The sequence below is a fragment of the Aeromonas bestiarum genome, assembly GCF_028751155.1.
GTDB lineage: Bacteria > Pseudomonadota > Gammaproteobacteria > Enterobacterales > Aeromonadaceae > Aeromonas > Aeromonas bestiarum.
In genome coordinates this window covers 2,027,400-2,054,073 of sequence record NZ_CP064746.1, presented here as the reverse complement: position 1 = coordinate 2,054,073, position 26,674 = coordinate 2,027,400, and the positions used below count along the sequence as shown (strand labels likewise).

The 26,674-nt window shown below is 59.4% G+C and carries 20 protein-coding genes and 1 pseudogene; 8 read left to right on the top strand and 13 right to left on the bottom strand.

The features are described from left to right. Positions 1–37 precede the first annotated feature (37 nt). Positions 38–2,320: a formate C-acetyltransferase gene (pflB, locus tag IU367_RS09595; RefSeq protein WP_274454151.1), complete on the top strand. Its 2,283-nt coding sequence runs from the start codon at positions 38–40 to the stop codon at positions 2,318–2,320. 401 nt (positions 2,321–2,721) lie between these two features. Here pflB and IU367_RS09590 read toward each other — a convergent pair whose 3' ends face one another. The 11 genes and pseudogenes from IU367_RS09590 to sdhC all read right to left on the bottom strand — a co-directional run bounded on the left by IU367_RS09590 (position 2,722) and on the right by sdhC (position 14,417). Further along, on the bottom strand, positions 2,722–3,159 hold the full coding sequence (locus IU367_RS09590; protein WP_043556903.1) for a YcgN family cysteine cluster protein: 438 nt from the start codon (positions 3,157–3,159) through the stop codon (positions 2,722–2,724). 295 nt (positions 3,160–3,454) lie between these two features. After that, positions 3,455–3,697: pseudogene (locus IU367_RS09585) on the bottom strand (transposase); the annotation flags it as partial. Between the two features lie 96 nt (positions 3,698–3,793). Continuing rightward, positions 3,794–4,582, bottom strand: coding sequence for an FRG domain-containing protein (locus IU367_RS09580; RefSeq protein WP_274454150.1), 789 nt, complete (start codon positions 4,580–4,582; stop codon positions 3,794–3,796). A gap of 177 nt (positions 4,583–4,759) precedes the next feature. Then, complete coding sequence (gene sucD, locus IU367_RS09575) at positions 4,760–5,632, bottom strand: succinate--CoA ligase subunit alpha (protein WP_042649072.1); 873 nt, start codon at positions 5,630–5,632, stop codon at positions 4,760–4,762. Beyond that, on the bottom strand, positions 5,632–6,798 hold the full coding sequence (sucC, locus tag IU367_RS09570; RefSeq protein ID WP_042872307.1) for an ADP-forming succinate--CoA ligase subunit beta: 1,167 nt from the start codon (positions 6,796–6,798) through the stop codon (positions 5,632–5,634). Before sucC ends, sucD begins: the two co-directional genes overlap by 1 nt. Positions 6,799–6,919: 121 nt before the next feature. Then, positions 6,920–8,104: a 2-oxoglutarate dehydrogenase complex dihydrolipoyllysine-residue succinyltransferase gene (gene odhB / locus IU367_RS09565; RefSeq protein ID WP_043136195.1), complete on the bottom strand. Its 1,185-nt coding sequence runs from the start codon at positions 8,102–8,104 to the stop codon at positions 6,920–6,922. A 33-nt stretch (positions 8,105–8,137) separates the two neighbouring features. Then, on the bottom strand, positions 8,138–10,948 hold the full coding sequence (gene sucA / locus IU367_RS09560; RefSeq protein WP_274454148.1) for a 2-oxoglutarate dehydrogenase E1 component: 2,811 nt from the start codon (positions 10,946–10,948) through the stop codon (positions 8,138–8,140). 122 nt (positions 10,949–11,070) lie between these two features. Continuing rightward, positions 11,071–11,787 (bottom strand): succinate dehydrogenase iron-sulfur subunit, encoded by a 717-nt coding sequence (locus tag IU367_RS09555; protein ID WP_043136189.1) that lies wholly within the window; start codon positions 11,785–11,787, stop codon positions 11,071–11,073. A 134-nt stretch (positions 11,788–11,921) separates the two neighbouring features. Continuing rightward, positions 11,922–13,688, bottom strand: coding sequence for a succinate dehydrogenase flavoprotein subunit (gene sdhA / locus IU367_RS09550; RefSeq protein ID WP_043136186.1), 1,767 nt, complete (start codon positions 13,686–13,688; stop codon positions 11,922–11,924). A 1-nt stretch (position 13,689) separates the two neighbouring features. Continuing rightward, complete coding sequence (gene sdhD / locus IU367_RS09545; protein ID WP_005310895.1) at positions 13,690–14,034, bottom strand: succinate dehydrogenase, hydrophobic membrane anchor protein; 345 nt, start codon at positions 14,032–14,034, stop codon at positions 13,690–13,692. Next, positions 14,028–14,417 carry a succinate dehydrogenase cytochrome b556 subunit gene (gene sdhC / locus IU367_RS09540; RefSeq protein ID WP_011705795.1) on the bottom strand — a complete coding sequence of 130 codons (390 nt, stop codon included), beginning with the start codon at positions 14,415–14,417 and terminating at the stop codon, positions 14,028–14,030. The genes sdhD and sdhC overlap by 7 nt, the downstream gene beginning before the upstream one ends. Before the next feature lie 424 nt (positions 14,418–14,841). Here sdhC and IU367_RS09535 point away from each other — a divergent pair, with 424 nt between their 5' ends. The 3 genes from IU367_RS09535 (at position 14,842) to IU367_RS09525 (ending at position 17,158) form a co-directional block, all read left to right on the top strand. Beyond that, positions 14,842–16,128 carry a citrate synthase gene (locus IU367_RS09535; protein ID WP_274454147.1) on the top strand — a complete coding sequence of 429 codons (1,287 nt, stop codon included), beginning with the start codon at positions 14,842–14,844 and terminating at the stop codon, positions 16,126–16,128. Between the two features lie 94 nt (positions 16,129–16,222). Next, the gene (locus IU367_RS09530) at positions 16,223–16,543 is read left to right on the top strand and encodes a DUF4377 domain-containing protein (RefSeq protein WP_274454146.1); all 321 of its coding nucleotides are present in this window, start codon (positions 16,223–16,225) and stop codon (positions 16,541–16,543) included. A gap of 120 nt (positions 16,544–16,663) precedes the next feature. Beyond that, positions 16,664–17,158 carry a GNAT family N-acetyltransferase gene (locus IU367_RS09525; protein ID WP_098983895.1) on the top strand — a complete coding sequence of 165 codons (495 nt, stop codon included), beginning with the start codon at positions 16,664–16,666 and terminating at the stop codon, positions 17,156–17,158. A gap of 61 nt (positions 17,159–17,219) precedes the next feature. Here the strand turns inward: IU367_RS09525 and fabB are convergent, their stop codons facing one another. Beyond that, a complete protein-coding gene (fabB, locus tag IU367_RS09520; RefSeq protein ID WP_043136178.1) occupies positions 17,220–18,431 on the bottom strand; it encodes a beta-ketoacyl-ACP synthase I in 1,212 nt (403 codons plus the stop codon). Between the two features lie 90 nt (positions 18,432–18,521). Here fabB and mnmC point away from each other — a divergent pair, with 90 nt between their 5' ends. After that, complete coding sequence (gene mnmC / locus IU367_RS09515; RefSeq protein ID WP_274454144.1) at positions 18,522–20,540, top strand: bifunctional tRNA (5-methylaminomethyl-2-thiouridine)(34)-methyltransferase MnmC2/FAD-dependent 5-carboxymethylaminomethyl-2-thiouridine(34) oxidoreductase MnmC1; 2,019 nt, start codon at positions 18,522–18,524, stop codon at positions 20,538–20,540. 88 nt (positions 20,541–20,628) lie between these two features. Here the strand turns inward: mnmC and IU367_RS09510 are convergent, their stop codons facing one another. Beyond that, positions 20,629–21,228 carry a DUF922 domain-containing Zn-dependent protease gene (locus IU367_RS09510; protein ID WP_241325895.1) on the bottom strand — a complete coding sequence of 200 codons (600 nt, stop codon included), beginning with the start codon at positions 21,226–21,228 and terminating at the stop codon, positions 20,629–20,631. Positions 21,229–21,564: 336 nt separating this feature from the next. Between IU367_RS09510 and dcuC the strand changes: the two genes are divergently transcribed. The 3 genes from dcuC to IU367_RS09495 all read left to right on the top strand — a co-directional run bounded on the left by dcuC (position 21,565) and on the right by IU367_RS09495 (position 26,549). Beyond that, positions 21,565–22,917 carry an anaerobic C4-dicarboxylate transporter DcuC gene (gene dcuC / locus IU367_RS09505; protein ID WP_065401788.1) on the top strand — a complete coding sequence of 451 codons (1,353 nt, stop codon included), beginning with the start codon at positions 21,565–21,567 and terminating at the stop codon, positions 22,915–22,917. Positions 22,918–23,062: 145 nt separating this feature from the next. Beyond that, positions 23,063–24,724, top strand: a complete 1,662-nt coding sequence (locus IU367_RS09500; protein WP_274454142.1) for a bifunctional metallophosphatase/5'-nucleotidase — start codon at positions 23,063–23,065, stop codon at positions 24,722–24,724. Positions 24,725–24,905: 181 nt separating this feature from the next. Beyond that, entirely contained in the window at positions 24,906–26,549 is a 1,644-nt protein-coding gene (locus IU367_RS09495; protein ID WP_274454141.1) for a hypothetical protein, read from the top strand. Positions 26,550–26,674: the final 125 nt, after the last annotated feature.

The following is a 26,674-nucleotide window of genomic DNA, read 5'->3' as shown; positions in this document are numbered from 1 at the left end:
GCGGGATACTACATCAATACCGTGTGAGGTAATGAAAATGGCAGAACTTAACGAACAGTTCCAAAAAGCATGGGAAGGCTTCGCGGCCGGTGAATGGCAGTCCTCTGTCAACACCCGTGACTTCATCCAGAAGAACTACACCCCGTATGAAGGTGACGAGTCCTTCCTGGCTGGCGCGACCGAAGCTACCACCAAGCTGTGGGACAAGGTCATGGAAGGCATCAAAATCGAGAACCGCACTCATGCGCCGGTCGATTTTGATACCGACCTACCCTCCACCATTACCGCTCACGATGCCGGCTATATCGATCAGGGCCTGGAGCAAATTGTAGGTCTGCAGACCGACAAGCCGCTCAAGCGCGCCATCATCGCCAACGGCGGTATCAAGATGGTTGAGACTTCTTGCAAGGTGTACGGCCGCGAGCTGGACCCCATGGTCAAGAAGATCTTCAGCGAGTACCGCAAGACTCACAACCAGGGCGTGTTTGACGTTTACACCAAAGACATCCTGAACTGCCGCAAGTCTGGCGTCATCACCGGTCTGCCGGATGCCTACGGCCGTGGCCGTATCATAGGTGACTACCGTCGTGTCGCCCTGTACGGCATCGACTTCCTGATGGCTGACAAGCTGTCTCAGTTCAAGTCTCTGCAAGCGGACCTGGAAAACGGCGTCAACCTGGAAGCCACCATCCGTCTGCGCGAAGAGATCTCTGAGCAGTACCGTGCCCTGGCCCAGATCAAAGAGATGGCCGCCAAATATGGCTGCGATATCTCTGTACCTGCTGCGAGCGCCAAAGAAGCCGTGCAGTGGACCTACTTCGCCTACCTGGCGGCAGTCAAGTCCCAGAACGGTGCCGCCATGTCCTTCGGTCGTACCTCCAGCTTCCTGGACGTGTACATCGAGCGTGACCTGAAGAAAGGCGTGATCACCGAGCAAGAAGCCCAGGAGCTGATGGACCACATGGTCATGAAGCTGCGCATGGTTCGCTTCCTGCGTACTCCTGAATACGATTCACTGTTCTCCGGCGACCCCATGTGGGCTACCGAGACCCTGGCCGGTATGGGCGTTGATGGCCGTACCCTGGTCACCAAGAACAGCTTCCGTATGCTGAACACCCTGTACACCATGGGCCCGTCCCCTGAGCCGAACCTGACCATACTGTGGTCCGAGAAGCTGCCGGTCGGTTTCAAGAAGTACTGCGCCAAGGTATCTATCGAGACCTCTTCCGTTCAGTACGAGAACGACGACCTGATGCGTCCGGACTTCAACAACGATGACTACGCCATCGCTTGCTGCGTGTCCCCGATGATCGTCGGCAAACAGATGCAGTTCTTCGGTGCCCGTGCCAACCTGGCCAAGACCATGCTGTATGCAATCAACGGCGGTATGGACGAGAAGCTCAAGATCCAGGTCGGTCCCAAGACCGAGATGGTGACCTCCGAGTACCTCGACTACAACGACGTGATGGATCGTCTGGATCACTTCATGGACTGGCTGGCCAAGCAGTACGTCGCCGCCCTGAACATCATCCACTACATGCACGACAAGTACAGCTACGAAGCCTCCCTGATGGCGCTGCACGACCGTGACGTGTATCGCACCATGGCTTGCGGCATCGCCGGTCTGTCCGTTGCGGCTGACTCCCTGTCTGCCATCAAGTACGCCAAGGTCAAGCCGGTTCGTGACGAAGATGGCGTTGCCATCGACTTCGAAATCGACGGTGAGTACCCGCAGTTCGGTAACAACGACGCTCGCGTCGATGACATCGCCTGTGACCTGGTAGAACGCTTCATGAAGAAAATTCAGAAGCTGAACACCTACCGTGGCGCCGTGGCTACCCAGTCCGTACTGACCATCACCTCCAACGTGGTGTATGGCAAGAAAACTGGTAACACCCCGGATGGCCGTCGTTCCGGTGCGCCGTTCGGCCCGGGCGCCAACCCGATGCACGGTCGTGATCAGAAGGGTGCCGTTGCTTCCCTGACTTCCGTCGCCAAGCTGCCGTTCGCTTACGCCAAAGATGGTATCTCCTATACCTTCTCCATCGTGCCGAACGCCCTGGGCAAAGACATGGAAGCGCAGAAATCCAACCTGGCGGGTCTGATGGACGGTTACTTCCATCACGAAACCAACCTGGAAGGCGGTCAGCACCTGAACGTCAACGTGATGAACCGTGAAATGCTGCTGGACGCCATGGAAAACCCGGAGAAATATCCGCAGTTGACCATCCGCGTATCCGGTTATGCCGTTCGCTTCAACTCTTTGACCAAAGAGCAACAGCAAGACGTCATCACCCGTACCTTCACCGCTTCTCTGTAATCGCTTATTGCTAAGCAAGAGTCGCAGTGACTAAAAACCGGCGCCCAGGCGCCGGTTTTTTTATGTCTGATTGCCAGCCAGTATCGACTCGAAAGAGTGATGACGGCCCTCCTTCCCCTTCACCTAAAAGGGACTGAGGTGGATTCTCCCCTCACCCTCTTGTTCCCCGTCTCTTCCCCCTTTTCAATGAAACGGAAAGCAGCAACGGGATCCCTCGATAGGCCCCATAGTCCTCGCACTACGCGCTTGGTGCACTCTCCCGTAGGCAAGGGGACATAGAAGCTCGTCTATCGCTCGCAGCAGGCCGCCAGATAGCAACAGGGGCAGAAGAGTATGACTCCCCTGCCCCTGCGGCATATCAACGGCACTGTGAGCCGGATAACGGCTTGGCCGGTCTGGGTTCAACTCGCCCAGGTGATGATGTGATCGATCCACTCACCGGCATGGGCTTCGTGTATCACCTTGCCGCGCACCGACTGACCGGCCTGATGCATGGCGGAGCGACTGCCGGTGATAAGCGGATGCCATTCGGGCAGGGTCTGCCCCTCGGCCAGCAACCGGTAGGCACAGGTCGAGGGCAGCCAGTCATACTCGGCAATCTTGTCATGGGTGATCTGCAGGCAGTCCGGCTCTTTTTTAAAGCGGTTGCCGTAATCGGAGCACTGGCAGGTCTTGGTGTTGAGCAGATCGCAGGCGACGTTGGTGAACACCAGTTCGTCGGTGTCCTCGTCAATCAGCTTGTTCAGGCAGCACTTGCCGCAGCCGTCGCACAGGGATTCCCACTCCGCATCCGTCATCTGCTGCAGGGGCTTTTCCTGCCAAAAAGGAGTTGGCTGCATTTTCTCGACTTGCTGCATGGAAGGGGCTCGCTAAATAGACCAGTAAAGCGCGTGGTTATACGCCTTATGGCCCGATTTTTCAAGGTTGGCGGCCAAGCCCTGCTAACTCACCGAGCAGAGCTATCAGCAAAAACAAGGGGGTGTATCAATATGCTGACCATCACAAATCTGAAGGCCTAAGGCTTCCGGATGCATAGGGTTACATGACTTTATACGAAAATAACCCTCTTTCTGACTATTCATGCCATTAGCTCCCACGCCAGAAAAGTGGATGTCTCTGATTTTCGATGACAGTGTCCCGCTCAACCTTGAACACCAAGTGGTAATGGTTGTTCATCACCGCATAGGCGCAAACCCCAATGGCAGACAGCCGCAACAGCTGCCCCAGCTTGTCGACTACCCATTGCCGCCTGCGTTCGTAACTCTGGCCGGAATGGGCATATTCGCCACACAAGAAGGTCCGTCACACACAGCGGCTGACCACATGGTAGTAAGGCATATCCTGCAAACTGATTTGACGTGAACGGGCCATGGTCATGCTTCATCCCACTCGGCAATGACTTATCAAGCCAAGTACAGCATTACACCGCTGTCAAAAAGATGGGTGTCCCAAGTTTCCCCAGATTTCGTTGCTTTAATATTTGTTGATAGTCAAATGTTTGTTGCAATAGTCAGAGGCTCCAGAAAGGTCAGGAAAGAGAGTTGAATGATTGATATTCATACGATTTAAATAACGAAGGCAATCTTGAATCCCACTATTAGGGATAATTATTTTTATTAAAGACATTTCACCTCCTTTGTATGTATTGAATTTATTAACCCATGCTTCAATATCCATATTATTAGGTCCTCGAGTGAATAGCCCTCTTTGACTTACAAGTCTTCTATTTTCATCACTGAGAGGCTTCACAATTTTAACTGTTGGCTTTCTATCATTAACTAGCATTACATTAGAATCGTTAGTTATCGCATTATTAAAAACTTTTGCAGAATGCTGAAAAAATGCGAAAACTGCAAGTGAACTCGTTTTTAACTTATGAGCATTTGAGGCCGCAAAATAGAGCGCAACAAAAGGGGACTCAGTCCAATCAAGTAAAGGAGTATGTAATCCATGATGTTGACCTAATGCCCACCAGTCATTCTCATCTTGCATTATGGACGGATTAGGCCCTCTTCGGCCTCTCACTTCATATTTGAAGTTTTCCAAATGCACATTTCTTTTGGGCGATTCGGGGTTTTTTATAACTCTATCTAGAGTTGGCTCTAATTTCCATGAACTATCAGCATGCCCTCTAAACACATAACTTGTATAATCCAGAAGTTCCTGATTAACATAATCAGAAAAATATTTCCAAGAACTAAGTTTGCAAATTGCCACCCCTTTTTTTGTTGGCTCCAGATTCCACCTTGCAGGTCTCCCCATGAAATTTCACCTTACTTTTCTTAAAAAATAAAAATATGGCTGTCTATCCTGCCGCGAAAATGAGCCATGATCAACTTATATAAAAGCCATCGTTTCAAGACACACCTTCAAAATACAGCCATAAAAATGCCGCCCTAGGGCGGCATTTTTCTATCAGAGATAACGGGCTGAAAGGAATTACCAGCCGGTTACTTCACGCAGGGCCTTGCCGATATCGGCGAGGGAGCGCACGGTTTTCACGCCGGCATCTTCCAGGGCGGCAAATTTCTCTGCGGCCGTGCCCTTGCCACCGGCGATGATGGCGCCCGCATGACCCATACGCTTGCCAGCCGGGGCGGTAACGCCCGCGATGTAGGAGACCACCGGCTTGGTGACGTGGGCCTTGATGTAGGCCGCGGCTTCTTCCTCGGCGCTGCCGCCGATCTCGCCGATCATGACGATGGCTTCGGTCTTGGGATCGTTCTGGAACATCTCCAGAATATCGATGAAGTTGGAGCCCGGGATGGGGTCGCCACCGATGCCGACGCAGGTGGACTGGCCGAAGCCCTCGTCCGTGGTCTGCTTGACCGCTTCGTAGGTCAGGGTGCCGGAGCGGGAGACTATGCCCACCTTGCCCGGCTTGTGAATGTGGCCCGGCATGATGCCGATCTTGCACTCACCCGGGGTGATGACGCCCGGGCAGTTCGGCCCGATCATGCGCACGCCGGTTTCCTGCAGCTTCACCTTGACCTGCAGCATGTCCAGGGTCGGGATGCCTTCGGTGATGGTGACGATGAGCTTGATGCCGGCATCGATGGCTTCCAGGATGGCGTCCTTGCAGAAGGGCGCTGGCACATAGATGACGGAGGCGGTGGCGCCGGTGGCTTCGACCGCGTCACGCACTGTATTGAACACCGGCAGGCCCAGGTGGGTGGTGCCACCCTTGCCCGGTGACACGCCGCCGACCATCTGGGTACCGTAGGCAATGGCCTGTTCGGAGTGGAAGGTACCCTGACCGCCGGTAAAGCCCTGGCAGATCACCTTGGTGTCTTTGTTGATCAGAACGCTCATTATTTGGCCTCCGCTGCTTTAACCACTTGCTGAGCTGCGTCAGTCAGACTCGTTGCGGCGATGATATTGAGGCCGCTGTCGGCCAGTTTACGGGCACCCAGTTCGGCATTGTTGCCTTCCAGACGCACTACCACGGGCACCTTGACCCCCACTTCCTTGACCGCGCCGATAATGCCTTCCGCGATCATGTCGCAGCGCACTATGCCGCCGAAGATGTTGACCAGTACGGCCTGCACCTTGGTGTCGGAGAGGATGATCTTGAAGGCCTCGGTCACGCGCTCCTTGGTGGCGCCGCCGCCGACGTCCAGGAAGTTGGCCGGTGAGCCGCCGTGCAGGTTGACGATATCCATGGTGCCCATGGCCAGACCGGCGCCGTTGACCATGCAGCCGATGTTGCCATCGAGCGCCACATAGTTCAGCTCCCACTGGGCGGCATGCGCTTCGCGGGGGTCATCCTGGGAGGGGTCATGCATCTCGCGCAGCTTGGGCTGACGATAGAGGGCGTTGGCGTCGATGTTGATCTTGCCGTCGAGGCAATGCAGGTTGCCCTGGGCGGTGATCACCAGCGGGTTGATTTCCAGCAGGGCGAAGTCGCAATCCAGGAACATCTGGCCCAGACCCATGAAGATCTTGGTGAACTGCTTGATCTGATCGCCGACCAGACCCAGCTTGAAGGCCAGCTCGCGCGCCTGATAGGCCTGCGGGCCCACCAGCGGATCGATTGCGGCCTTGTGAATCAGTTCCGGGGTTTCGTGGGCGACTTTCTCAATCTCCACGCCACCTTCGGTAGAGGCCATGAAGACCACGCGACGGCTGCCACGATCGACCACGGCGCCCAGATAGAGCTCCTTGGCGATGTCGGTGCAGGATTCCACCAGGATCTTGGTGACCGGCTGACCGTTGGCGTCAGTCTGATAGGTCACCAGGTTCTTGCCGAGCCAGTTCTGGGCAAAGGCGCGGATCTCGTCCTTGCTCTTGGCCAGCTTGACGCCGCCCGCTTTACCGCGGCCACCGGCGTGGACCTGGCACTTGACGACCCAGGTATTGCCGCCAATCTTGTCGGCCGCTTCAGCCGCTTCCTGCGGGGTAGCACAGGCATAACCTTCGGAGACCGGCAGGCCATACTCGGCAAACAGCTTTTTTGCCTGATATTCATGCAGATTCATAGATGCTCTATCCGTGTTGTAGGTATTTCCGTCCGGGGCTCGTGTTTCTCAATCCCCTGTGAATGGGGGCCTGGGCGGCCCCTCGTTATCTTTCTAATTCGCTCAGAATGTCGCTGATTGCCTAGACATCCAGCAACAGACGGGTCGGATCTTCCAGCAGCTCCTTGATGGAGACCAGGAAGCCCACCGACTCGCGACCGTCGACGATGCGGTGATCATAAGAGAGGGCCAGGTACATCATCGGCAGGATCTCGACCTTGCCATCGACCGCCATGGGTCTGTCCTGGATCTTGTGCATCCCCAGGATGGCGCTCTGCGGCGGGTTGATGATGGGGGTGGACATCAGAGAGCCGAACACGCCACCGTTGGTGATGGTGAAGTTGCCGCCGGTCAGTTCGTCCACGGTCAGCTTGCCGTCACGGCCCTTGCCCGCCAGATCCTTGATGGCCTTCTCGATGTCCGCCAGGCTCATGTTGTCGCAATCGCGCAGCACAGGGGTCACCAGCCCGCGCGGGGTGGAGACGGCGATGCTGACGTCGAAGTAGTTGTGGTAAACGATGTCGTCACCGTCCAGCGCCGCGTTCACTTCCGGGTAGCGCTTGAGGGATTCAACGACCGCCTTCACGTAGAAGGACATGAAGCCGAGCTTGATGCCGTGCTTCTTCTCGAAGATCTCGCCGTACTGCTTGCGCAGCTTCATGATGGGCGCCATGTTGATCTCGTTGAACGTGGTCAGCATGGCGGTGGTGTTTTTGGCTTCCAGCAGACGCTCGGCGATGCGCTTGCGCAGACGGGTCATGGGCACACGCTTCTCGGTGCGACCAACCAGCGGCGCTACCGCAGCCACAGGGGCAGCCGCGACCGGCGCGGCGGCAGGCTTGTTGCCACCCTTGATGAAGGCTTCCACATCTTCCTTGCTGATGCGACCGCCCTTGCCGGTGCCGGTCAGCTTGGTCACGTCGATGGCATGCTCGGCCACCAGGCGGCGCACCGAGGGGCTCAGGCCATCGGCGCCGTCATCGGCTACGGCTTCCACCGGCTTCTCCCTGGTCTCTTCACCGGCCACGGGAGCCGGCTTGAGCATGGCGATCAGCTGGCGAGACAACACGGTCGCCCCTTCCGCTTGCAGGATGTCGCCGAGGACGCCGGCTTCCGGCGCGGGCACTTCCAGCACGACCTTGTCGGTCTCGATGTCGACCAGTACTTCGTCACGGGCAACCAGATCACCCGGTTTCTTGTGCCAGGTGGCGATGGTGGCGTCCGCCACTGATTCCGGCAGGTCCGGTACCTTGATCTCGATAGTCATGTAATCAGTTCCTTGTTACTTCTTGTTCAGGGCTTAGGCCAGAGTAAGGGCGTCTTCCACCAGGGCTTTTTGCTGCTTGGCGTGGACCGACATGTAACCGACTGCCGGTGAGGCCGAGGCCGGGCGACCGGCATAACGCAGACGGGCATGGCTTGGCAGCACGCTGTCGTAGTGATGACGGGTGCTGTACCAGGCGCCCTGGTTCTGCGGCTCTTCCTGACACCAGACGAAGTCGGTGACGTGGGCATAGTCGGCCAGAATGGCGCGCACTTCCTCCTCCGGGAAGGGGTAGAGCTGCTCGATCCGCACCAGGGCCACATCGTGCTGCTCGGCCTTGCGACGGGCATCGAGCAGGTCGTAGTAGACCTTGCCGGAGCAGAACACCACCCGCTTGACGCCTTTGGGATCCAGCGCGTCGATTTCGCCAATGGCGTTCTGGAAGGTGCCGGTCGCCAGCTCTTCGAGCTTGCTCACCGCCAGCGGGTGGCGCAGCAGGGACTTGGGCGTCATCACGATGAGCGGACGGCGCATCGGGCGCACCACCTGACGGCGCAGCATGTGGAACACCTGGGCCGGGTTGGACGGCACGCATACCTGCATGTTGTGCTGGGCGCACATCTGCAGGTAACGCTCGAGACGGGCGGAGGAGTGCTCCGGGCCCTGCCCCTCATAACCGTGGGGCAGCAGCATGGTCAGACCGCACATCCGGCCCCACTTCTGCTCGCCGGAGGAGAGGAACTGATCCACCACCACCTGGGCGCAGTTGGCGAAGTCGCCAAACTGGGCTTCCCAGATGGTGAGACCGGCCGGCTCGGCACTGGCGTAGCCATATTCGAACGCCAGCACCGCGTTTTCGGTCAGCACTGAGTCGTAAATTTCAAAGGGACCTTGCTCGTCGTGCAAGTTGCACAGCGGAGTGTAGGTGCTCGCATCGCTCTGGTTGTGCAGCACGGCGTGGCGGTGGAAGAAGGTGCCACGGCCGGAGTCTTCCCCGGTGAAGCGGATGCGCGAGCCCTTGTCCACCAGGGTGGCGTAGGCCAGGGTCTCGGCAAAGCCCCAGTCCAGCAGCTTGTCGCCGGCGGCCATCAGGCGTCTGTCTTCGTAGATCTTCTCGACCTGGCGCTGCAGCACGTGGGTGGCCGGATACTGGCTGATGCGCTCACCCAGGGATTTCAGGTGATCCATGGGCACAGTGCTGTCATAGCTCATGGCCCAGTCGTGACCGAGATAAGGGGTCCAGTCGACGGAGTGCAGCTCCATCGGACGCCACTCCTTGCTCACCCGCTCGCCCCGATCCAGGGTATCGCGATAGTCGTTGACTAGGGTAGTGGCCAGCTCCTGACTGATGCTGCCTTCCGCCACCAGCTGGTCGGCGTAGATCTTGCGCGGGGTCGGGTGCTGTTTGATCTTCTGGTACATCAATGGCTGAGTTGCACTGGGCTCGTCGGCCTCGTTGTGACCGTGACGACGGTAGCAGACCAGCTCGATCACCACGTCACGCTTGAAGGTGTTGCGATAATCCAGCGCAATCTGGGTCACCAGCACCACGGCTTCCGGGTCATCCCCGTTGACGTGCAGCACGGGGGCCTGCACCGCCTTGGCGATGTCGGTACAGTATTCGGTGGAGCGCAGGTCACGTTGATAGGAGGTGGTGAAGCCTACCTGGTTGTTGATGACGATGCGCACAGTGCCGCCGACGCCGTAGGCACGGGTCAGGGACATGTTGAAGGTTTCTGCCACCACCCCCTGCCCCGCGATGGCGGAGTCACCGTGGATGGTGATGGGCAGGACGCTGGAGCCATCCTTGTCACCGCGTCTGTCCATGCGGGCACGGACCGAGCCGATGACCACGGGGTTGACGATCTCGAGGTGGGACGGGTTGAAGGCCAGCGCCAGGTGGACGTTGCCGCCCGGGGTGGCGAAGTCGGAGGAGAAGCCCATATGGTACTTCACATCCCCTGTGCCCCAGGATTCACCGTGCTTGCCAGCGAACTCGTCGAACAATTCTTGCGCCCGTTTGCCGAGCACGTTGATCAGCACGTTCAGGCGACCACGGTGGGCCATGCCGATGACGGCCTCTTTGCAGCCCTGCTCACCGGCACGACGAATAAGCTCCTTGAGCATGGGCACCATGGCATCGCCCCCTTCCAGGGAGAAACGCTTGGCCCCCGGGAACTTGGCGCCCAGGTATTTTTCCAGCCCTTCGGCCGCGGTCAGGCTCTCGAGGAAGCGGGTCTTCTCCTCTGTGCTGTAGTTGCCCGTGGCTTCGATGGATTCAAGACGGTCTTGCAGCCAGCGCTTCTCCTCGGTGGAGGTGATGTGCATGTAGTCTGCACCTATGCTGCCGCAATAGGTTTTCTTCAGCGAGGCGTAGAGATCGGAGAGCACCATGGTCTCGCGACCTATGGCGTAGGAGCCCACGTTGAAGGTGGCCTCCATGTCAGCGCCTTGCAGGTTGTGGAAGGCAGGATCCAGTTCGGCAACGGTTTCACGGGTCCAGAGTCCAAGGGGATCCAGATTGGCATTCTGGTGACCACGGAAGCGGAAGGCGTTGATCAGTTGCAGCACGCGCACCTGTTTCGCATCCACTTGCGGATCGGACACAGGGGCACTGTAACGGGAGGGATCCTTGGCCAGACGACGGAAATAATCGCGGACTTGGGAGTGAGGTTGTTCAACCGCATGGCCATTGACCTGGGGCAGCGAGCTAAACAGGCTGCGCCACTCGTCGGCTACGGATTCGGGGTCTTCCAGGAAGGATTCGTACAAATCCTCAATATAGCTTGCATTCGCACCAGCCAGGTGAGATGACTCCAACCAGGCCTTCATCACGCCGTTATGCATTTCTATCCCTTGTACATCTTGTTCACTGCAGCGCAGCTTGTAGGGTTTAAATAGCCATCCAGCCATGGGGTCGGATGGCTATCCAGAGGTCGGGCCTGGCGCGTGACGCCCTGGCCCTGATACTAAACAGCCCGATTGAGCAGCATCGACTTGATCTGACCGATGGCCTTGGTCGGGTTCAAGCCCTTGGGACAGACGTTCACGCAGTTCATGATGCCGTGGCAACGGAACACGCTGAAGGCGTCATCCAGGTTACCCAGTCGTTCGCTGGCGGCGGTGTCGCGGCTGTCGGCCAACCAGCGATAGGCGGCGAGCAGCCCGGCCGGGCCGATGAACTTGTCCGGGTTCCACCAGAAGGAGGGGCAAGAGGTGGAGCAGCAGGCACAGAGAATACACTCGTACAGGCCATCCAGCTTGGCGCGCTCTTCGGGGGATTGCAGGTGCTCACGCACGGGCGGCAATTTCTCATCGTTGATGAGGAAGGGTTTGACCTTCTCCCACTGGGTGTAGAACTGAGTCATGTCGATCACCAGATCGCGGATCACCGGCAGGCCGGGCAAGGGGCGGATAACGACGTTATTGCCCTTCTTCAGCAGATCGGAGAGCGGGGTGATGCAGGCAAGACCGTTCTTGCCATTCATGTTGAGACCGTCTGATCCACAGACCCCTTCGCGGCAGGAGCGGCGGAAGGCGAGCGTGGGATCCAGCTCTTTGAGCTGGATCAGTGCATCGAGCACCATCATGTCGGAACCTTCAGGAATATCAAGACGATATTCCTTCATATAGGGGACGTTATCAACATCCGGATTGTATCTGTAGACAGAGAATGTGACGTTCATGTTGTTTGGCTCCGCAATCGTTAAGTCCGCACCTTGGAGAAGAGAGATGGGAATGCCTCCCACCTCTTCACAGACCGGCACATGCTGCGATCAGCCGACTGTCTGCTCTTCATGGTGCCTGTCTCCGCCATCGGTCAGTAAGTCCGGACCTTGGGTGGGAATGCCTCACGGGTTTTCGGAGACATGTTGACAGCGCGACGGGTCATGGACTCTGTGTCCGGATGATAGAGGCTATGACACAGCCAGCCCTCATCGTCGCGATCCGGGAAATCGAAGCGGCTGTGGGCACCCCGACTCTCGGTACGGAAGTTGGCCGCCACCGCGGTGGCAAACGCCGTCTCCATCAGGTTGTCCAGCTCCAGGCACTCGATGCGCTGGGTGTTGAACTCCTTGGAGGTGTCGTCCAGACGGGCATTCTTCAGCCGCTCGCGGATGCGTTTCAGCTCGGCCAGCCCTTCGGCCATGGCGTCACCTTCACGGAACACGGAGAAGTTGTTCTGCATGCAGGTCTGCAGATCCTTGCGGATCTGGACCGGGTCTTCCCCGTCGCGGTTGTTTTCCCAGCGATTGAAACGGGCCAGCGCGGCGGCCAGATCAGACTCGGAAGCCTCGCGACCATGTTCCATCTCGCCCAGGGTGTTGACCAGGTGCATACCCGCAGCGCGGCCAAACACGATCAGATCCAGCAATGAGTTGCCGCCCAGACGGTTGGCGCCGTGCACCGAGACACAGGCTATCTCGCCCACCGCGAACAGACCGACCACAGGGACGTCGTTGCCGTCCTTGTCCTGGGTCAGACACTGGCCATTCACGTTGGTCGGCACGCCGCCCATCATGTAGTGGCAGGTAGGTATGATGGGGATGGGTTCCTTGACCGGATCCACGTGGGCGAAGGTGCGAGAGAGCTCGCAGATGCCAGGCAGACGGGATTCCAGTACCTCTTTGCCGAGGTGATCCAGCTTGAGCTTGATGTGCGGACCCCAGGGACCGTCACAACCGCGGCCTTCGCGGATCTCGATCATGATGGAACGGGCCACCACGTCGCGACCGGCCAGATCCTTGGCGTTCGGCGCGTAACGCTCCATGAAGCGTTCGCCGTCTTTGTTGAGCAGATAACCGCCTTCACCACGACAGCCTTCGGTCACCAGCACCCCTGCCCCGGCGATGCCGGTCGGGTGGAACTGCCAGAACTCCATGTCCTGCACGCCGACCCCGGCGCGCAGCGCCATGCCGACGCCGTCACCCGTGTTGATGTGGGCGTTGGTGGTGGACTGATAGATGCGACCGGCGCCGCCGGTGGCCAGCACGGTTGCCTTGGCCTTGAAGTAGACGACTTCACCGCTCTCCATGTCGATGGCGGTACAGCCAACGATGTGGCCGTCCTGGTTTTTCACCAGATCCAGCGCATACCACTCGGAGAAGACGGTGGTCTTGTTCTTGACGTTCTGCTGATAGAGGGTGTGCAGCAAAGCGTGACCGGTACGGTCCGCTGCGGCTGCGGTACGAGCAGCCTGCTCGCCACCAAAATTCTTGGACTGGCCGCCAAACGGACGCTGGTAAACGGAACCGTTGTCGAAGCGGGAGAAGGGCAAGCCCATGTTCTCCAGCTCATAGACGGCCTCGGGGCCCGTCTTGCACATGTATTCGATCGCTTCCTGGTCACCGATATAATCGGAGCCCTTGACGGTGTCATACATGTGCCATTGCCAGTTGTCGTCGTGGGCATTGCCCAGCGCAACCGTGATCCCGCCCTGGGCAGAAACCGTGTGAGAACGGGTCGGGAAGACCTTGGATAACAGAGCGCAGCTCTTGCCGGACTGGGCAATCTGCAGCGCGGCGCGCATGCCGGCGCCACCGGCACCGATCACGACCGCATCAAATTCACGAGTTGGAATAGTCACCTTACACCCCCCACAGCACAACGAAGCCGGTCATCAGGTAGACAAACAGCACCACTACCAAGGCAAATTGCAGCGCACCGCGCAGCCCCACCGGCTTGATATAGTCGGTCAGCACCTGCCACAGACCGATCCAGGCGTGGATCAGGACGCACAGCAGGGTCAACAGGGTGAATACCTTGGTGAAGGTTTTGGCGAAGAAGCCGGTCCACACCTCGTAGCTGATGTCATTGAACGCGACAAAGCCAACCAGATAGAGGACGTAGGCCGTCATGATGAGGGCGGTGGCGCGGATCAGGATGTAATCATGAACACCGCTGCGCCCGAATGTTGCAGAATTGGTTACCATACCAGTACTCCCGCCAATACCGCCAAAACCGCGGTGATCACGAAGGCCACACGGGCACTCTGATTACCGGATTCCAGCTCTTCCCAATAGCCCATGTCCATGACCAGATGACGCAGACCGCCCACAATGTGGTAAGCCAGCGCAGTCAGGATCCCCCACAACACGAATTTGACCAGGAAGTTGTCCATGATGGACACCACGGTTTCAAATCCTTCGGGAGAGGCGAGTGAAGTACCAAGCATCCACAGCAAGATAGAGAGCGCCACAAAGGTGATCACCCCTGAGACACGATGCAAGATGGAAGCGATGGCGGTGACAGGAAAGCTGATCGTCTGTAGGTCGAGGTTTACAGGTCTCTGTTTATTTTTCACGGCTTTGCCCACTCAGCTCCATTGAGCACGTTAGTTATTGTTTTTACACGCTTATGAGGGCACGGAGTGGCATTTGTTAGGTTTTTGTTACCAAAACAACTCAAAAAAGCCAAAAACAACATTTTCAATATCGCATCCGACTTTGCGCAAGCGTTTCAAACACCGACAGCCATCACCCACGAGGCGCAGTATATCGGCGGGCTTAACCAATGACAATCAATTAGCTACAAAGAAAACCCAAAACCGTAAACCAGATCTCACAACTCATTTAACAACTCATTAATGATCATCCAGAAAAATTGACAGCGCCCCTGAACTCTGTTTCAAATAAGGCGCTCCAGCCGCCCTGGTACGGGTCAGAACCTTTGCCAGCGTCATCAAACTCGTAATAAAGTAGAGCTGGAATCAAATTATAAAAGAGCAAAGGAGACGTGCTATGGCTGATAAGATAGCCACCCTACATCTGCCCGGTAAAAACCCGGTAGAACTACCGATCCTGTCAGGGACTGTCGGACCCGACGTGATCGACGTCAGAAAATTGGGCGCGCAAGGGTACTTCACCTTTGACCCCGGTTTTATGGCCACCGGTGCTTGTAAATCATCCATTACCTATATCGATGGCGATCAAGGTGTCTTGCTGCACCGTGGTTACCCCATCGCCCAGTTGGCCACCCAGGCCAGCTACCTCGAAGTCTGCTATATCCTGCTGTACGGCGAGGCGCCCACCAAGGCGCAGTACACAGAGTTCGAACGTCTGGTCACCCGCCATACCATGGTGCACGAGCAGATCGCCTTCTTCTTCCGCGGCTTCCGTCGTGACTCCCACCCCATGGCGATCATGTGTGGCGTGGTCAGTGCGCTGTCCGCCTTCTATCACGATGCGCTCGACATCAACAACGAAGAGCACCGCGAGATCTGTGCCTTCCGTCTGCTCTCCAAGATGCCGACCCTGGCCGCCATGTGCTACAAGTACTCCATCGGCCAGCCGTTCATGCAGCCGCGCAACGCCCTCTCCTATGCCGGCAACTTCCTGCACATGATGTTTGGCGTGCCGACCGAAGAGTACAAGGTCAACCCCATAGTCGAACGCGCCATGGACCGCATCTTCACCCTGCATGCGGATCACGAGCAGAACGCCTCCACCTCCACAGTGCGTCTGGCCGGCTCCTCCGGTGCCAACCCGTTTGCCTGCATCGCCGCCGGGATCGCCTCCCTGTGGGGACCGGCTCACGGCGGTGCCAACGAAGCCTGCCTCAAGATGCTCGAAGAGATAGGCTCAGTGGAGCGTATCCCCGAGTTCATCGGCCGCGCCAAGGACAAGAACGATCCCTTCCGTCTGATGGGCTTCGGTCACCGGGTCTACAAGAACCACGATCCCCGTGCCACCGTGATGCGCGAAACCTGCCACGAGGTACTGACCGAGCTGCAGATCAAGGATCCGCTGCTGGATGTGGCCATGGAGCTGGAGCGCATCGCGCTGTCGGACCCCTACTTCATCGAGAAGAAGCTCTACCCGAACGTGGACTTCTACTCCGGCATCATCATGAAGGCCATCGGCATCCCCATGTCCATGTTCACCGTGATCTTCGCCATCTCCCGCACCATCGGCTGGATTGCCCACTGGAACGAGATGCACTCGGACCCGGATCAGAAGATCGGCCGTCCCCGTCAGCTCTATACCGGCCTGGCCCAACGGGAATTCACCCCGCTCGATCAGCGTTGATGCGCTGAGTCGACACGGTTTGTTACCAAGGCGGTCATTGACCGCCTTTTTATTTGCCGCTCTAATGCCCCCTTTCGATCAGAAGGAGTCCATCATGAGACCATTGTTCATCAGCGCCGCCCTGCTGCTCAGCGCCTGTCAAAGCGCCCCCACGCCAACCACAGGCGAGACCCTCTACATCAACAGCCAGCTGGTACACTGCGTCGGTGTCGGCCCCATGCAGTGCATGCAGGTTCGCAGCGACGAGCAGCAAGCCTGGACTCTCTTTTATCAGCAGATAGAAGGCTTTCAGTTTGAACCCGGCTACCAGTACCAGCTGACCGTCAGCAAGGAGCAACTCACCGACGTGCCGGCGGATGCCCCTTCCCTGCGTTATCGCCTGATCAAGCTGGTCAACAAGCAGGCTGCTCGTTAAGACACCCGCAATAACGGGCATCGTTTGGAAATGATTGTTCAGTTCATGGCCGCATTCTGGTTCGCTGGCTGACGCACACATTATTTAATCAGCGTACCCAGGCAGCGATGCCCCATGACTATGATCCAGATCCGCACTACCCGGGCCAATGATTGGCCCACCATCATGGCCATTCAGGATGAGTGTTATCACCAGCTGGATCCTGAACCCCTCGAGGTCATGAGCAACAAGGCCGAACTGGCCCCCGACTGCTGTTGGGTGGCCGAATACCAGGGCAAGGTACTGGGTTACCTGCTCTGCCATCCCTGGCGCGCCCATCAGCCCCCCTCCCTCTCGGTACCCATGCAGACGCTGGCAGGGAACGACGAGTTCTATCTGCACGATCTGGCCGTGTCAGCGCAGGCGCGCGGCAAGGGCATAGGCCAGCGACTGCTGGAGACAGCACTCGCCTTCGCCAGCGATGAGGGTTACGAGCATGCCGGACTGGTGGCGGTGCAGGATGCCCCGGCCTTCTGGCGCAAGCAGGGCTTTGTACCCGCCAGGACCCCCAAATCGTTGGACGAGTATGGTGAGGGCGCCGTCTATATGCGGCTGCCCTTGACCGACCCCGCCTGAGGGTCGCCCGATTGCCAATAAAAAAGGCGCCTTGCGGCGCCTTTTTCACATCATCGACTCATCAAGCCTTGAACTTGCTGAATACCAGGGAGGCGTTGGTACCGCCAAAGCCGAAGCTGTTGGACATGATGGTATTGAGATCGGCCGCTTCGTACTCGCGTACTATGGGCAGACCTTCAGCCTTCTCGTCCAGGGTCTCGATGTTGATGCTGGGGGCGATAAAGCCATGCTCCATCATCAGCAGGGAGTAGACAGCTTCATGCACGCCGGCAGCGCCCAGGGCATGGCCAGTCATCGCCTTGGTAGCGGAGATCTTGGGCCCCTTGGTGCCAAACAGAGTCTGGATGGCTTCCAGCTCCTTGGTGTCACCAACCGGGGTAGAGGTGCCGTGGGTGTTGATGTAATCCACCTTGCCAACACCCTGCATCGCCATCTTCATGCAACGCACGGCGCCTTCACCGCTCGGGGCGACCATGTCGTAGCCATCGGAGGTGGCACCGTAACCGGTCAGCTCGGCATAGATGTGAGCACCACGGGCCAGGGCATGTTCCAGCTCCTCGACCACCAGGATGCCGCCGCCACCGGAGATGACGAAACCATCGCGGTCGGCGTCATAGGTACGGGACGCTTTTTCCGGGGTGTCGTTGTACTTGGTGGACAGGGCGCCCATGGCGTCGAACTGTATGGTGGAGGACCAGTCCAGCTCTTCACCGCCGCCAGCGAAGACCACGTCCTGCTTGCCCAGCTGGATCAGTTCCATGGCGTGACCGATGCAGTGAGCAGAGGTGGCGCAAGCGGAACTGATGGAGTAGTTCACACCCTTGATCTTGAACGGCGTGGCCAGGCAAGCGGAGGTGGTGGAAGACATGGTGCGCGGCACCATGTAAGGGCCCACCCGCTTGACGCCTTTCTCGCGGGCAATGTCGCAAGACTCGGAGGTGTTCTTGCCGGAGGCACCACCGGAACCGACTACCAGGCCGGTACGCTCGTTGGAGACCTGATCTTCCGGCAGACCGGCATCTTCGATGGCCTGTTGCATGGAGAGATAGGCATAGGCCGCAGCGTCACCCATGAAACGCATGACTTTACGGTCGATCAGTTCAGACGGCTCGAGTTTGATGTTACCCCAGACACGGCTGCGCAGGTTGTGCTGCTCGAACTGCTCGGAATAGGTGATGCCGGATTTACCTGCTTTCAGGGAGGCCAGCACTTCTTCCTTGTTGTTGCCGATACTGGAGATGACGCCGATACCGGTGATCACTGCTCTTCTCATTAATTCATCTCGTCTGGAAAAACTGGCGCCAAGTCTACCCGCTTTCGGCTGCCAAACTGGTCTGCTTTCACGTAGAATGCCCGCGTTCTTATGACGCGAGCAGAGGAAAACGTGAGTCAAACATCCTTACATCATGCCCGATTGGACTGGAATGAAGCGGGAACTCCAGTCTCCAGTGACTTCGGGGATGTGTACTTTTCCAATGATAACGGTCTAAGTGAAACCCGCTACGTCTTTTTGCAGCAAAATCGGTTGCCAGCGCGATTTTCGCACCACGATAGTGACAGTTTCGTGATAGGTGAAACAGGTTTCGGCACAGGCCTTAACTTTCTGGCGACAATGGCCGCCTTCCTGGAACAGGCGCCCCAATCCGGCAACGGCTCGCGCCTGCACTTCATCAGTTTCGAGAAATACCCCCTCACCCAGCGCGATCTGAGCAAGGCGCTGGCGGCCTGGCCCGAGCTCGCTCCCTTGAGCCAGGATCTCATCGCCCAGTGGCCGCTGCCGGTCCAGGGCTGCCATCGCCTGCAGTTTGCCAAGGGCCGCATCCGGCTCGATCTCTGGTTTGGCGACATCAAGGAGATGTTGCCGCAAGTCCCCCATCAGGAGGGCGGGCTGGTGGATGCCTGGTATCTGGATGGCTTCTCCCCCGCCAAGAACCCCGAGATGTGGACGCAAGCGTTGTTCGATGGCCTGGCCCGTCTCGCTCGCCCCGACGCCTCTATTGCCACCTTTACCTGCGCCGGCTTCGTGCGCCGCGGCCTGATTGCCGCAGGCTTTGCCATGAAGAAGGTCAAGGGCCACGGCAGCAAGCGGGAGATGCTGATAGGGGATCGCACCGACAAGCAACCGGTGCAGACCATAGCCCCCTGGTATGCCCGCCCCGCAGGCCCGGACGGCGAGGTGCTGATCATAGGTGGCGGCATCGCCTCGGCCATGACGGCGCTCTCGCTGGTGGAGCGGGGCCGCAGGGTGACACTCCTGTGCGAAGGCCGCGAGCCCGCCACCGGTGCCTCCGGCAACCGGCAGGGGGCGCTCTATCCCTTGCTCAATGGCGAGCACGATGCGCTGTCGCGCTTCTATTCGCTGGCCTTTGGCTATGCGCGCCAGCGGCTGCTGGCCCTGGCCGAGCGCCACCCCATCGCCTTCGATCTGTGCGGCGTGGTGCAACTCGGCTATGACGACAAATCCAGCGCCAAGCTGGCCAAGATGAGTCAGGGCCCCTTCCCCCCCGAGCTGATGCACTCCCTTTCGGCCACAGAGGCCGAACAGATCGCGGGCCTGCCCAGCGGCCATGGCGGCGTCAGCTATCCGCTGGGAGGCTGGCTCTGTCCGGCCGATCTCACCCGCGCGGCCATCAGGGAGGCGCAGGCCAGCGGCCTGCTGCAGGTGGAATATGACACCCCCATCACGACGATCGATGAGCGAGCGGATGGCTGGCGGGTGGAGAGCGACACCCGCCGCCACTGGCAGGCTCCCACGCTGGTAGTGGCCGCCGGTCACCAGTTGCCCGCCCTGCTGCCCTTTGCCGAGCTGCCGCTCTATCCGGTGCGCGGCCAGGTGAGCCATGTGCCGACCACGGCCAGTTTGAGCCGGCTCAAGACGGTGCTCTGTTACGACGGCTACCTCACGCCCGTGCACAACCACCAGCACTGCATCGGCGCCAGCTACGGTCGCAACCAGAACAGCCTCGAGTTTCGCGCAGAAGAACAGCAGCAGAACCGGGCCAGACTGCAAGCCTGCCTGCCGGATCAGATCTGGCCAGCCGAAGTGGATGTGAGTGGCAATGAGGCGCGGGTGGGTGTGCGCTGCGCCAGTCGGGATCACCTGCCAGTGGTGGGGCCAATCGCCAGATTGACAAACCTGGCGGATCACTACGCCCAGCTTCAGCGTGATCAGCAAAACGCAGCACCACTGCCGCTGCACCCCGGCCTTTATGTGCTGGGGGCGCTCGGCTCACGGGGCCTCTGCTCGGCACCGCTATGTGGTGAGCTGCTCGCCAGCGAGATCTGTGGCGATCCACTACCACTATCTGCCGATCTGCTGGAGGCGCTCCATCCGGCGCGCTACTGGGTGCGCAAGCTGCTCAAGGGCAAACCCCTCAACTGACCGCCAGCCCGGTTAGCGGTTCCAGTCCAATAAAAACGGGCTCCCTGATGGGAGCCCGTTTTTATCTCAGTCAACAGCGACCGATGCGCTAGATGCCCTTGGGCCAGATCAGCCCCAATTTGCGGCCGTGATCCGTCTGCTGCTGCAACCGGGTGAAACGCTCGCGCGAGCTGGCCAGCACCCCCTGCCCCTGTTGCCAGGCCTGATATTGCAGGGCGGCGCAATCGCGCTCCACCGGCAGTTGTGCCAGCTGGATGCCAAGCTGGCTGACGCTCTCCAGCAAGATGTCCTTGTGACGGCTCTCATAGTCGAACATGGCGGCCACCAGCTTGTCCCACTTCTGGCGCTCGGCGGCGGAGGCCCTGGCCTTGTCCATCCAGTTCGGCACCATCACCTTGATCCGGGTGGTGACCCTGACCTGCTCCAGCGCGCAGCGGTCGGCCTCGGGGCGGGTCTGCAACTGCCAGGAAAGTTGGTAGCTGGCCATGCCGATATGGCCTCTGGCCTGGGTTTGTCCTTGCTTTGCTATCTGGCGGGCCACACTGACCACATCCGGTCCAAAAACCCGGTAAAACTGGAAATCAACCTTGATGTCAGGCGCGACCTTGATGCCGGAATAACGGGAACTTTCGGCCCCTGCCGCGGCGGCATACAACAAGGCTGCCACCATGAAAACTTTGCTGACCATTCCCATTTCTGCTGCCTTGACCTCGTTGATGACCGGGGTGTTATTTTAATTAATAATCAACGTATTAATACTCGAAGCAGGAGATTAACCGCGATCCCCGCGACTGTCACCTACTCCCGTCACAAAGCCTAAGTGTCAGGTTGACAAGTCGCAACCCCGCGCCTTCATTGATTTGCAAGCAAGATCACAAGTGATGATGGACATCATGGTGGCTTACCCCTTATTGGATAATAATCACCGAGTTTTATGTCGATACAGTTCGGGATTGGCCAGATTAACCTCCAAGTTGACGCCAAAAATGTATCCACCTTCATTTCGTACTCAGGAACTCACTCTATGATGGAACTCCTTATTGGCACCCTGGTCACCCTGGCCGTGGGTCGCTACATCTTCAAGGGCTACTCGGCCACCGGGGTGCTGCTCAGCGGCGGTCTGCTGCTGCTGACCATTACCGCCCTGATGGGCAAGGCCGTACTGCCTGCCAGCGTCACCTCCACCGGTCATGTGGCCACCGACGTCTTTGAATATGTGCGCTTCCTGCTGGTGGATCGTGGCGGTGGCCTTGGCATGCTGATCATGGTGTTGTGCGGCTTCGCCGGCTACATGAGCCACATAGGCGCCAACACCATCTTGGTGAAGCTGGCCAGCAAGCCGCTCGGCATCATCAAGTCCCCCTACATATTGCTGGTCGCCGCCTATCTGGTGGCCTGTGCCATGTCGCTGGCGGTGAGTTCGGCGACCGGCCTCGGCGTGCTGCTGATGGCCACCCTGTTCCCGCTGATGGTCAACATGGGGATCTCCCGTGGCGCGGCGGCGGCTGTGTGCGCCTCCCCGGCCGCCATCATACTGGCGCCCACCTCGGGGGATGTGGTGATGGCTGCCCAGGCCGCCAACATGGAGCTGCTCGACTTTGCCTTCAAGCTGACCCTGCCCATCTCGCTGGTGGCCATCGCCGCCATGGCGGTGACCCACTTCTTCTGGCAGCGCTATCTGGATCAGAAATCGGGCGAGCACAACGAGCCTGTCGCCCCGAGCGATCTCATCACCGACGCCCCCGGCTTCTACGCCATACTGCCGTTCACCCCCATCATAGGCGTGCTGCTGTTTGACGGAAAACTGGGTCCCAAGCTCGACATAGTGACCATCATCGTCATCTGTCTGGTGCTGGCCGCCCTGCTGGAACTGGTGCGCAAACGCAATGGCAAAGAGCTGCTCGACGGTCTGCAGGTGTGCTGGCGCAGCATGGCTGACGCCTTCGCCGGCGTGGTCATGCTGCTGGTGGGTGCTGGTGTGTTTGCCCAGGGTCTGATGGGGCTCGGCTTCATCGCAAACCTCCTGGATCTGGCCCAGAGCTTTGGCACCGGCGGCATCGTCATCATGCTGGTACTGGTGGTCATCACGACGCTGGCGGCCTTTACCACGGGTTCCGGCAACGCCCCCTTCTACGCCTTCGTGGAGCTTATTCCCCATCTTGCCACCAGTCTGGGCGTCAATCCCGCCTACCTGGTCATCCCCATGCTGCAGGCCTCCAACCTGGGTCGTACCATATCCCCTGTCTCCGGCGTGGTGGTCGCCTGTGCGGGCATGGGCAACCTCTCCCCGTTCGAGGTGGTCAAGCGCACCTCGGTGCCGGTCGCCGTCGGCCTGGTGGTGGTGATCCTCGCCACCCAGATCATGGTCCCCGCCTGACATTCGGCCTGCACCAGCGCGGGACCTGACCCAAGGCCCCGCCTGATTTGGCGATTGTCTCACCAGCCCGGCGTCCTGCCGGGCTGGTATCTTCCCCCGAGCTTGGAGTAGACTCTGTGCTCTTTTTTCTCTAAGGAGGACCGAGATGAGTATTACGGTTCAACTTGCCCATTTCAGTGACTGCCACTCCCATTTCGATGGCGCCCCCATGCGCTTCTCCCCCGTTGGCGAGTCCGAATGGCGCACTCAGTGTGGCGGCTATGCCCGCATCCTTTCCCGACTCACAGCCCTGCGCCAGCAGGCAGACGCAGCGGGTCAGACCTGTCTGTTCCTGCACGGCGGTGATACCTTCCAGGGTTCGCTCTATTTCAACCGTTTCAAGGGGCGCGCCAACGCAGATCTGCTGAGCCTGCTGCGACCGGATGCCATGGTGATCGGCAATCACGAGTTCGATCTGGGCAACGGCCCTCTGGTGGAGTTTTTGCGCCAGCTCGACTTCCCTGTGCTGGCCGCCAACCTGGACAGCAGTCAGGAACCGGCCGATGCCCCGTTGCGGCTGAGGGGGCTGCCCATGCTGCATGATGCCAGCCGCCCCTGGCACAAGCGCATCATAGACGGCGTACCCTTCGCCCTGCTCGGCATCACGCTGCCGCAGATGGCCGCCATCGCCAACCCGGATGCCTATACCCATTTTCACGGCATAGAGGAGACCCTGGTTGCTGCGCTGGCGGAGATCAAGGCCGAAGGCATTCACCACATCATCTTGCTGAGCCACCTGGGGCTGGAGCAGGACAAGCGTCTGGCGGCCCGCTTTCCCGAACTCAGCCTCATCATAGGCGGCCACACCCACAGTCAGCTGGGGGATCTGGCTCCACTCGGGCTCGAGAGCGACGGCAGCTATCCGCTGATGGTGAACGAGGTGGCGATATTGCACGCAGCCCACAGCGCGCTCTGTCTCGGGGTGTGCGAGCTGGAATTTGACGCCCGTGGCCGGGTGCAACGCAGTCAGGGCCAGCTGGAATGGTTGCCCTGGCAACCCTGGCCGTTTGCCTCTGTGCCGCCGGCCGGACTGCACTTCTGCGAACCGGCTCCCGCACTGGAGCTGCATCTGGCCAAGCGCTATCGGCCCGAGCTCGAGACCATGACCCAGCGCATCGTGACCCGGCTCGCCGGGCCGCTGCACCATCAGCGCCTGCCCGATGCCAATTTGCCCGCCGGCAGCCAGGTTGCCCCCCTGGTGGCCCACGCCATGCTGACCGGCGCTCGCGAGCAGGTCGGTCAGGTGGATTTCGCCCTGCACAACGCCGGGGGCGTGCGCTGCTCCCTCGAACCCGGCCCCTTGAGCGAGGCGGACATCGCCGGTCGCCTGCTGCCCTTTGCCATTCCGCTCACCCTCTATCGGGTGCACGGCCATGAGCTGGCCGAGGCGCTGGAGGGGGCCATCGACAACGCCACCAACAACGGCGTGACGGGCAACGGCAGCGGCAGCTTTCCTTATACTGCCGGGGTCCGTTTCAGCTACCAGGCAGACAAGCCCAAGGGGGCCAGGATCACCCGGCTGGAGTGGGAGGCGAGCCCAGGTCAGTGGCAGCCGGTCGAGGCAGATGCCATCTATCGTGGCGTCTCAAGCGCCTATACCGCCTCCGGCAAGGAGGGCTACACGGCGCTGGCCCGCACCCTGACCCAGCACAATCAGGAGCTCGGCATCACGCTGGCGGATGCCTTCATCCGCTGGGCCCGCTATCTGCCCGAGCTGAGTGTCATGCCGCCGCTGCTGGCGTATCAGGGCCCTGGCGTCGTGTCTTGACCCCTGGGGGACTCAGGCCACAGCGTCTGCCGCGTTTGTCATGAAAAAGTGCCGCTTTCTTGCCAGAAGGCGGCACTTTTGCAAATTATTTCAAGCACATCTCCCTCGCCCATTGCATAGCGCAGTCAGGCTCGGCAAGATAGGCCCGCTTTCGAGACTTCCCAGCAGGAACAGGTCACCCATGAATCATGCCATCCGTTTTACCCCTCCTCGTGTCAATCCGGGCCTGCGGCCCTTGGTGATCCTGCTCACTGGCCTGCTGGCCTTGCTGTTCTGCCTGCGCAACCCGCTGTTTCATGGCATGGCTCCCGGCTTCGATGCGTCCTTGTTCGCTGTGATGGGCAAGATGTGGAGTGAGGGGGGCGTGCTCTATCGGGACATGATCGACATCAAGGGCCCCATGATCTTCGCCCTCGATGCACTCGGCTACAACCTGGCTGGCTTCTTCGGGATCTGGCTGCTGGAGTGGGCGCTCTGCTGGCTCGGTCTGCTGGCCAGCTGGCAGGCATTCGGCCAGCTCGGCCTCTCCCTGCGCGCCCGCCTCGGCACCATGCTGGCGGTGCTGGCGCTCTACAGCACCCGTTATTACTACGGCAACATGACCGAGGACTGGACCTTCCATCTGGCCCTCCTCGCCCAGTGGGCCTTCATCACCATGCTGCTGGACAAGCGCTTCAGCTGGGGACCGGCTCTGGTGGCGGCGCTGACCTTCGCCATCGTGGCCTGGATGCGCACCAACAACGGCGCCTTCTGGGGCGCCTGGTATCTGGTGCTGTTCTGCCACTGGTGCCTGCGCGAACAGTGGCGCTGCGCCTTCGCCCTGCTCTTCTCCAGCCTGCTGGGGCTGGCCCTGATAGGCGGCCCCCTGTTCGCCTACTTCCAGCACCACAGCCTGCTGGCCGAATTCAAGTATTACGCCTTCGACATCTTCTTCGAGGGCAGCTACGGCAACGGCTTCTCGCCGGATGTGGGCAGCGTCGGCCTGCTGCGTACCGGCCTCATCATGCTGCTGCCCGCCTTCATCGTACTCATGATGGGCCGGCGACAGGAGTGGTATCTGCCCGCCCTGTGCGCCACCCTGTTCGGCGTGGTGTTTACCCTGGTCGCCAACTCCGTCTCCGGCCATGTGTTCGATCACTACGACGTGCTCTATCTGCCACTGGCCCTGCTGCCGCTTGCCTGCCTGCTGGATCGCAGCGAACAGCAGGCCGATGGCCTCGGCCTGCTCTGCATCTCGCTGGTGGTACTGACCGCCAGCTGGCTGCTGGCCCAGCAGCTCGGTTACGGCTGGAGCACCAAGGAGTGGTCGCTGGAGCGGGTGCGGGAAGTGCTCGGCAACAGCCTGTTGTGGGCCCTGCCCGTGCTGATCCTGGTGCCCCTGTGGCGCGCCTGGGATGTGCGCAGTGCCACCCCCTGGCTCGCCTCGCTGGCCATGCTGGCCCTGCTGCTCAACAACGCCTGGGAAGGCAGCCTGAAGGGCAGGCCGTTCAACCCGCCGGCCCAGGTACGGGTTGATCGGATCAAGGCCGAAACCGGCCCGACCGACAAGATCTGGGTCGATGGCATACAGCCGCAATATTATCTGTGGACCGATCGCCAGCCGGCCTCCGCCTATCTCTTCTTTGCCAACGTCAATCCACCCTACGACGTGCGTGAACGTGTGCTGGCCGACATCAAGCGCCAGAGTCCCAAGTTCATCATCGCCAAGCCGGAACGGATTGCCGACGAGCTGAAAAAACCGAGCACCCCTTCCAGCCTCGCCTTCTATCAATATCTGGTGAACCAGTATGAAGAGGTGGACCCGGGTCTCTATCGCAGGCGCTGATCCCGCACCATCGCCAGCCAGGGCCGTCATTGATCACAGTGACGGCCCTTTTGCTTGGATGAACACACGCCGGGAAGGGAGCAAGTCCTACCCAAGCCGACGCGGGATGACTACAATGGCGCTCT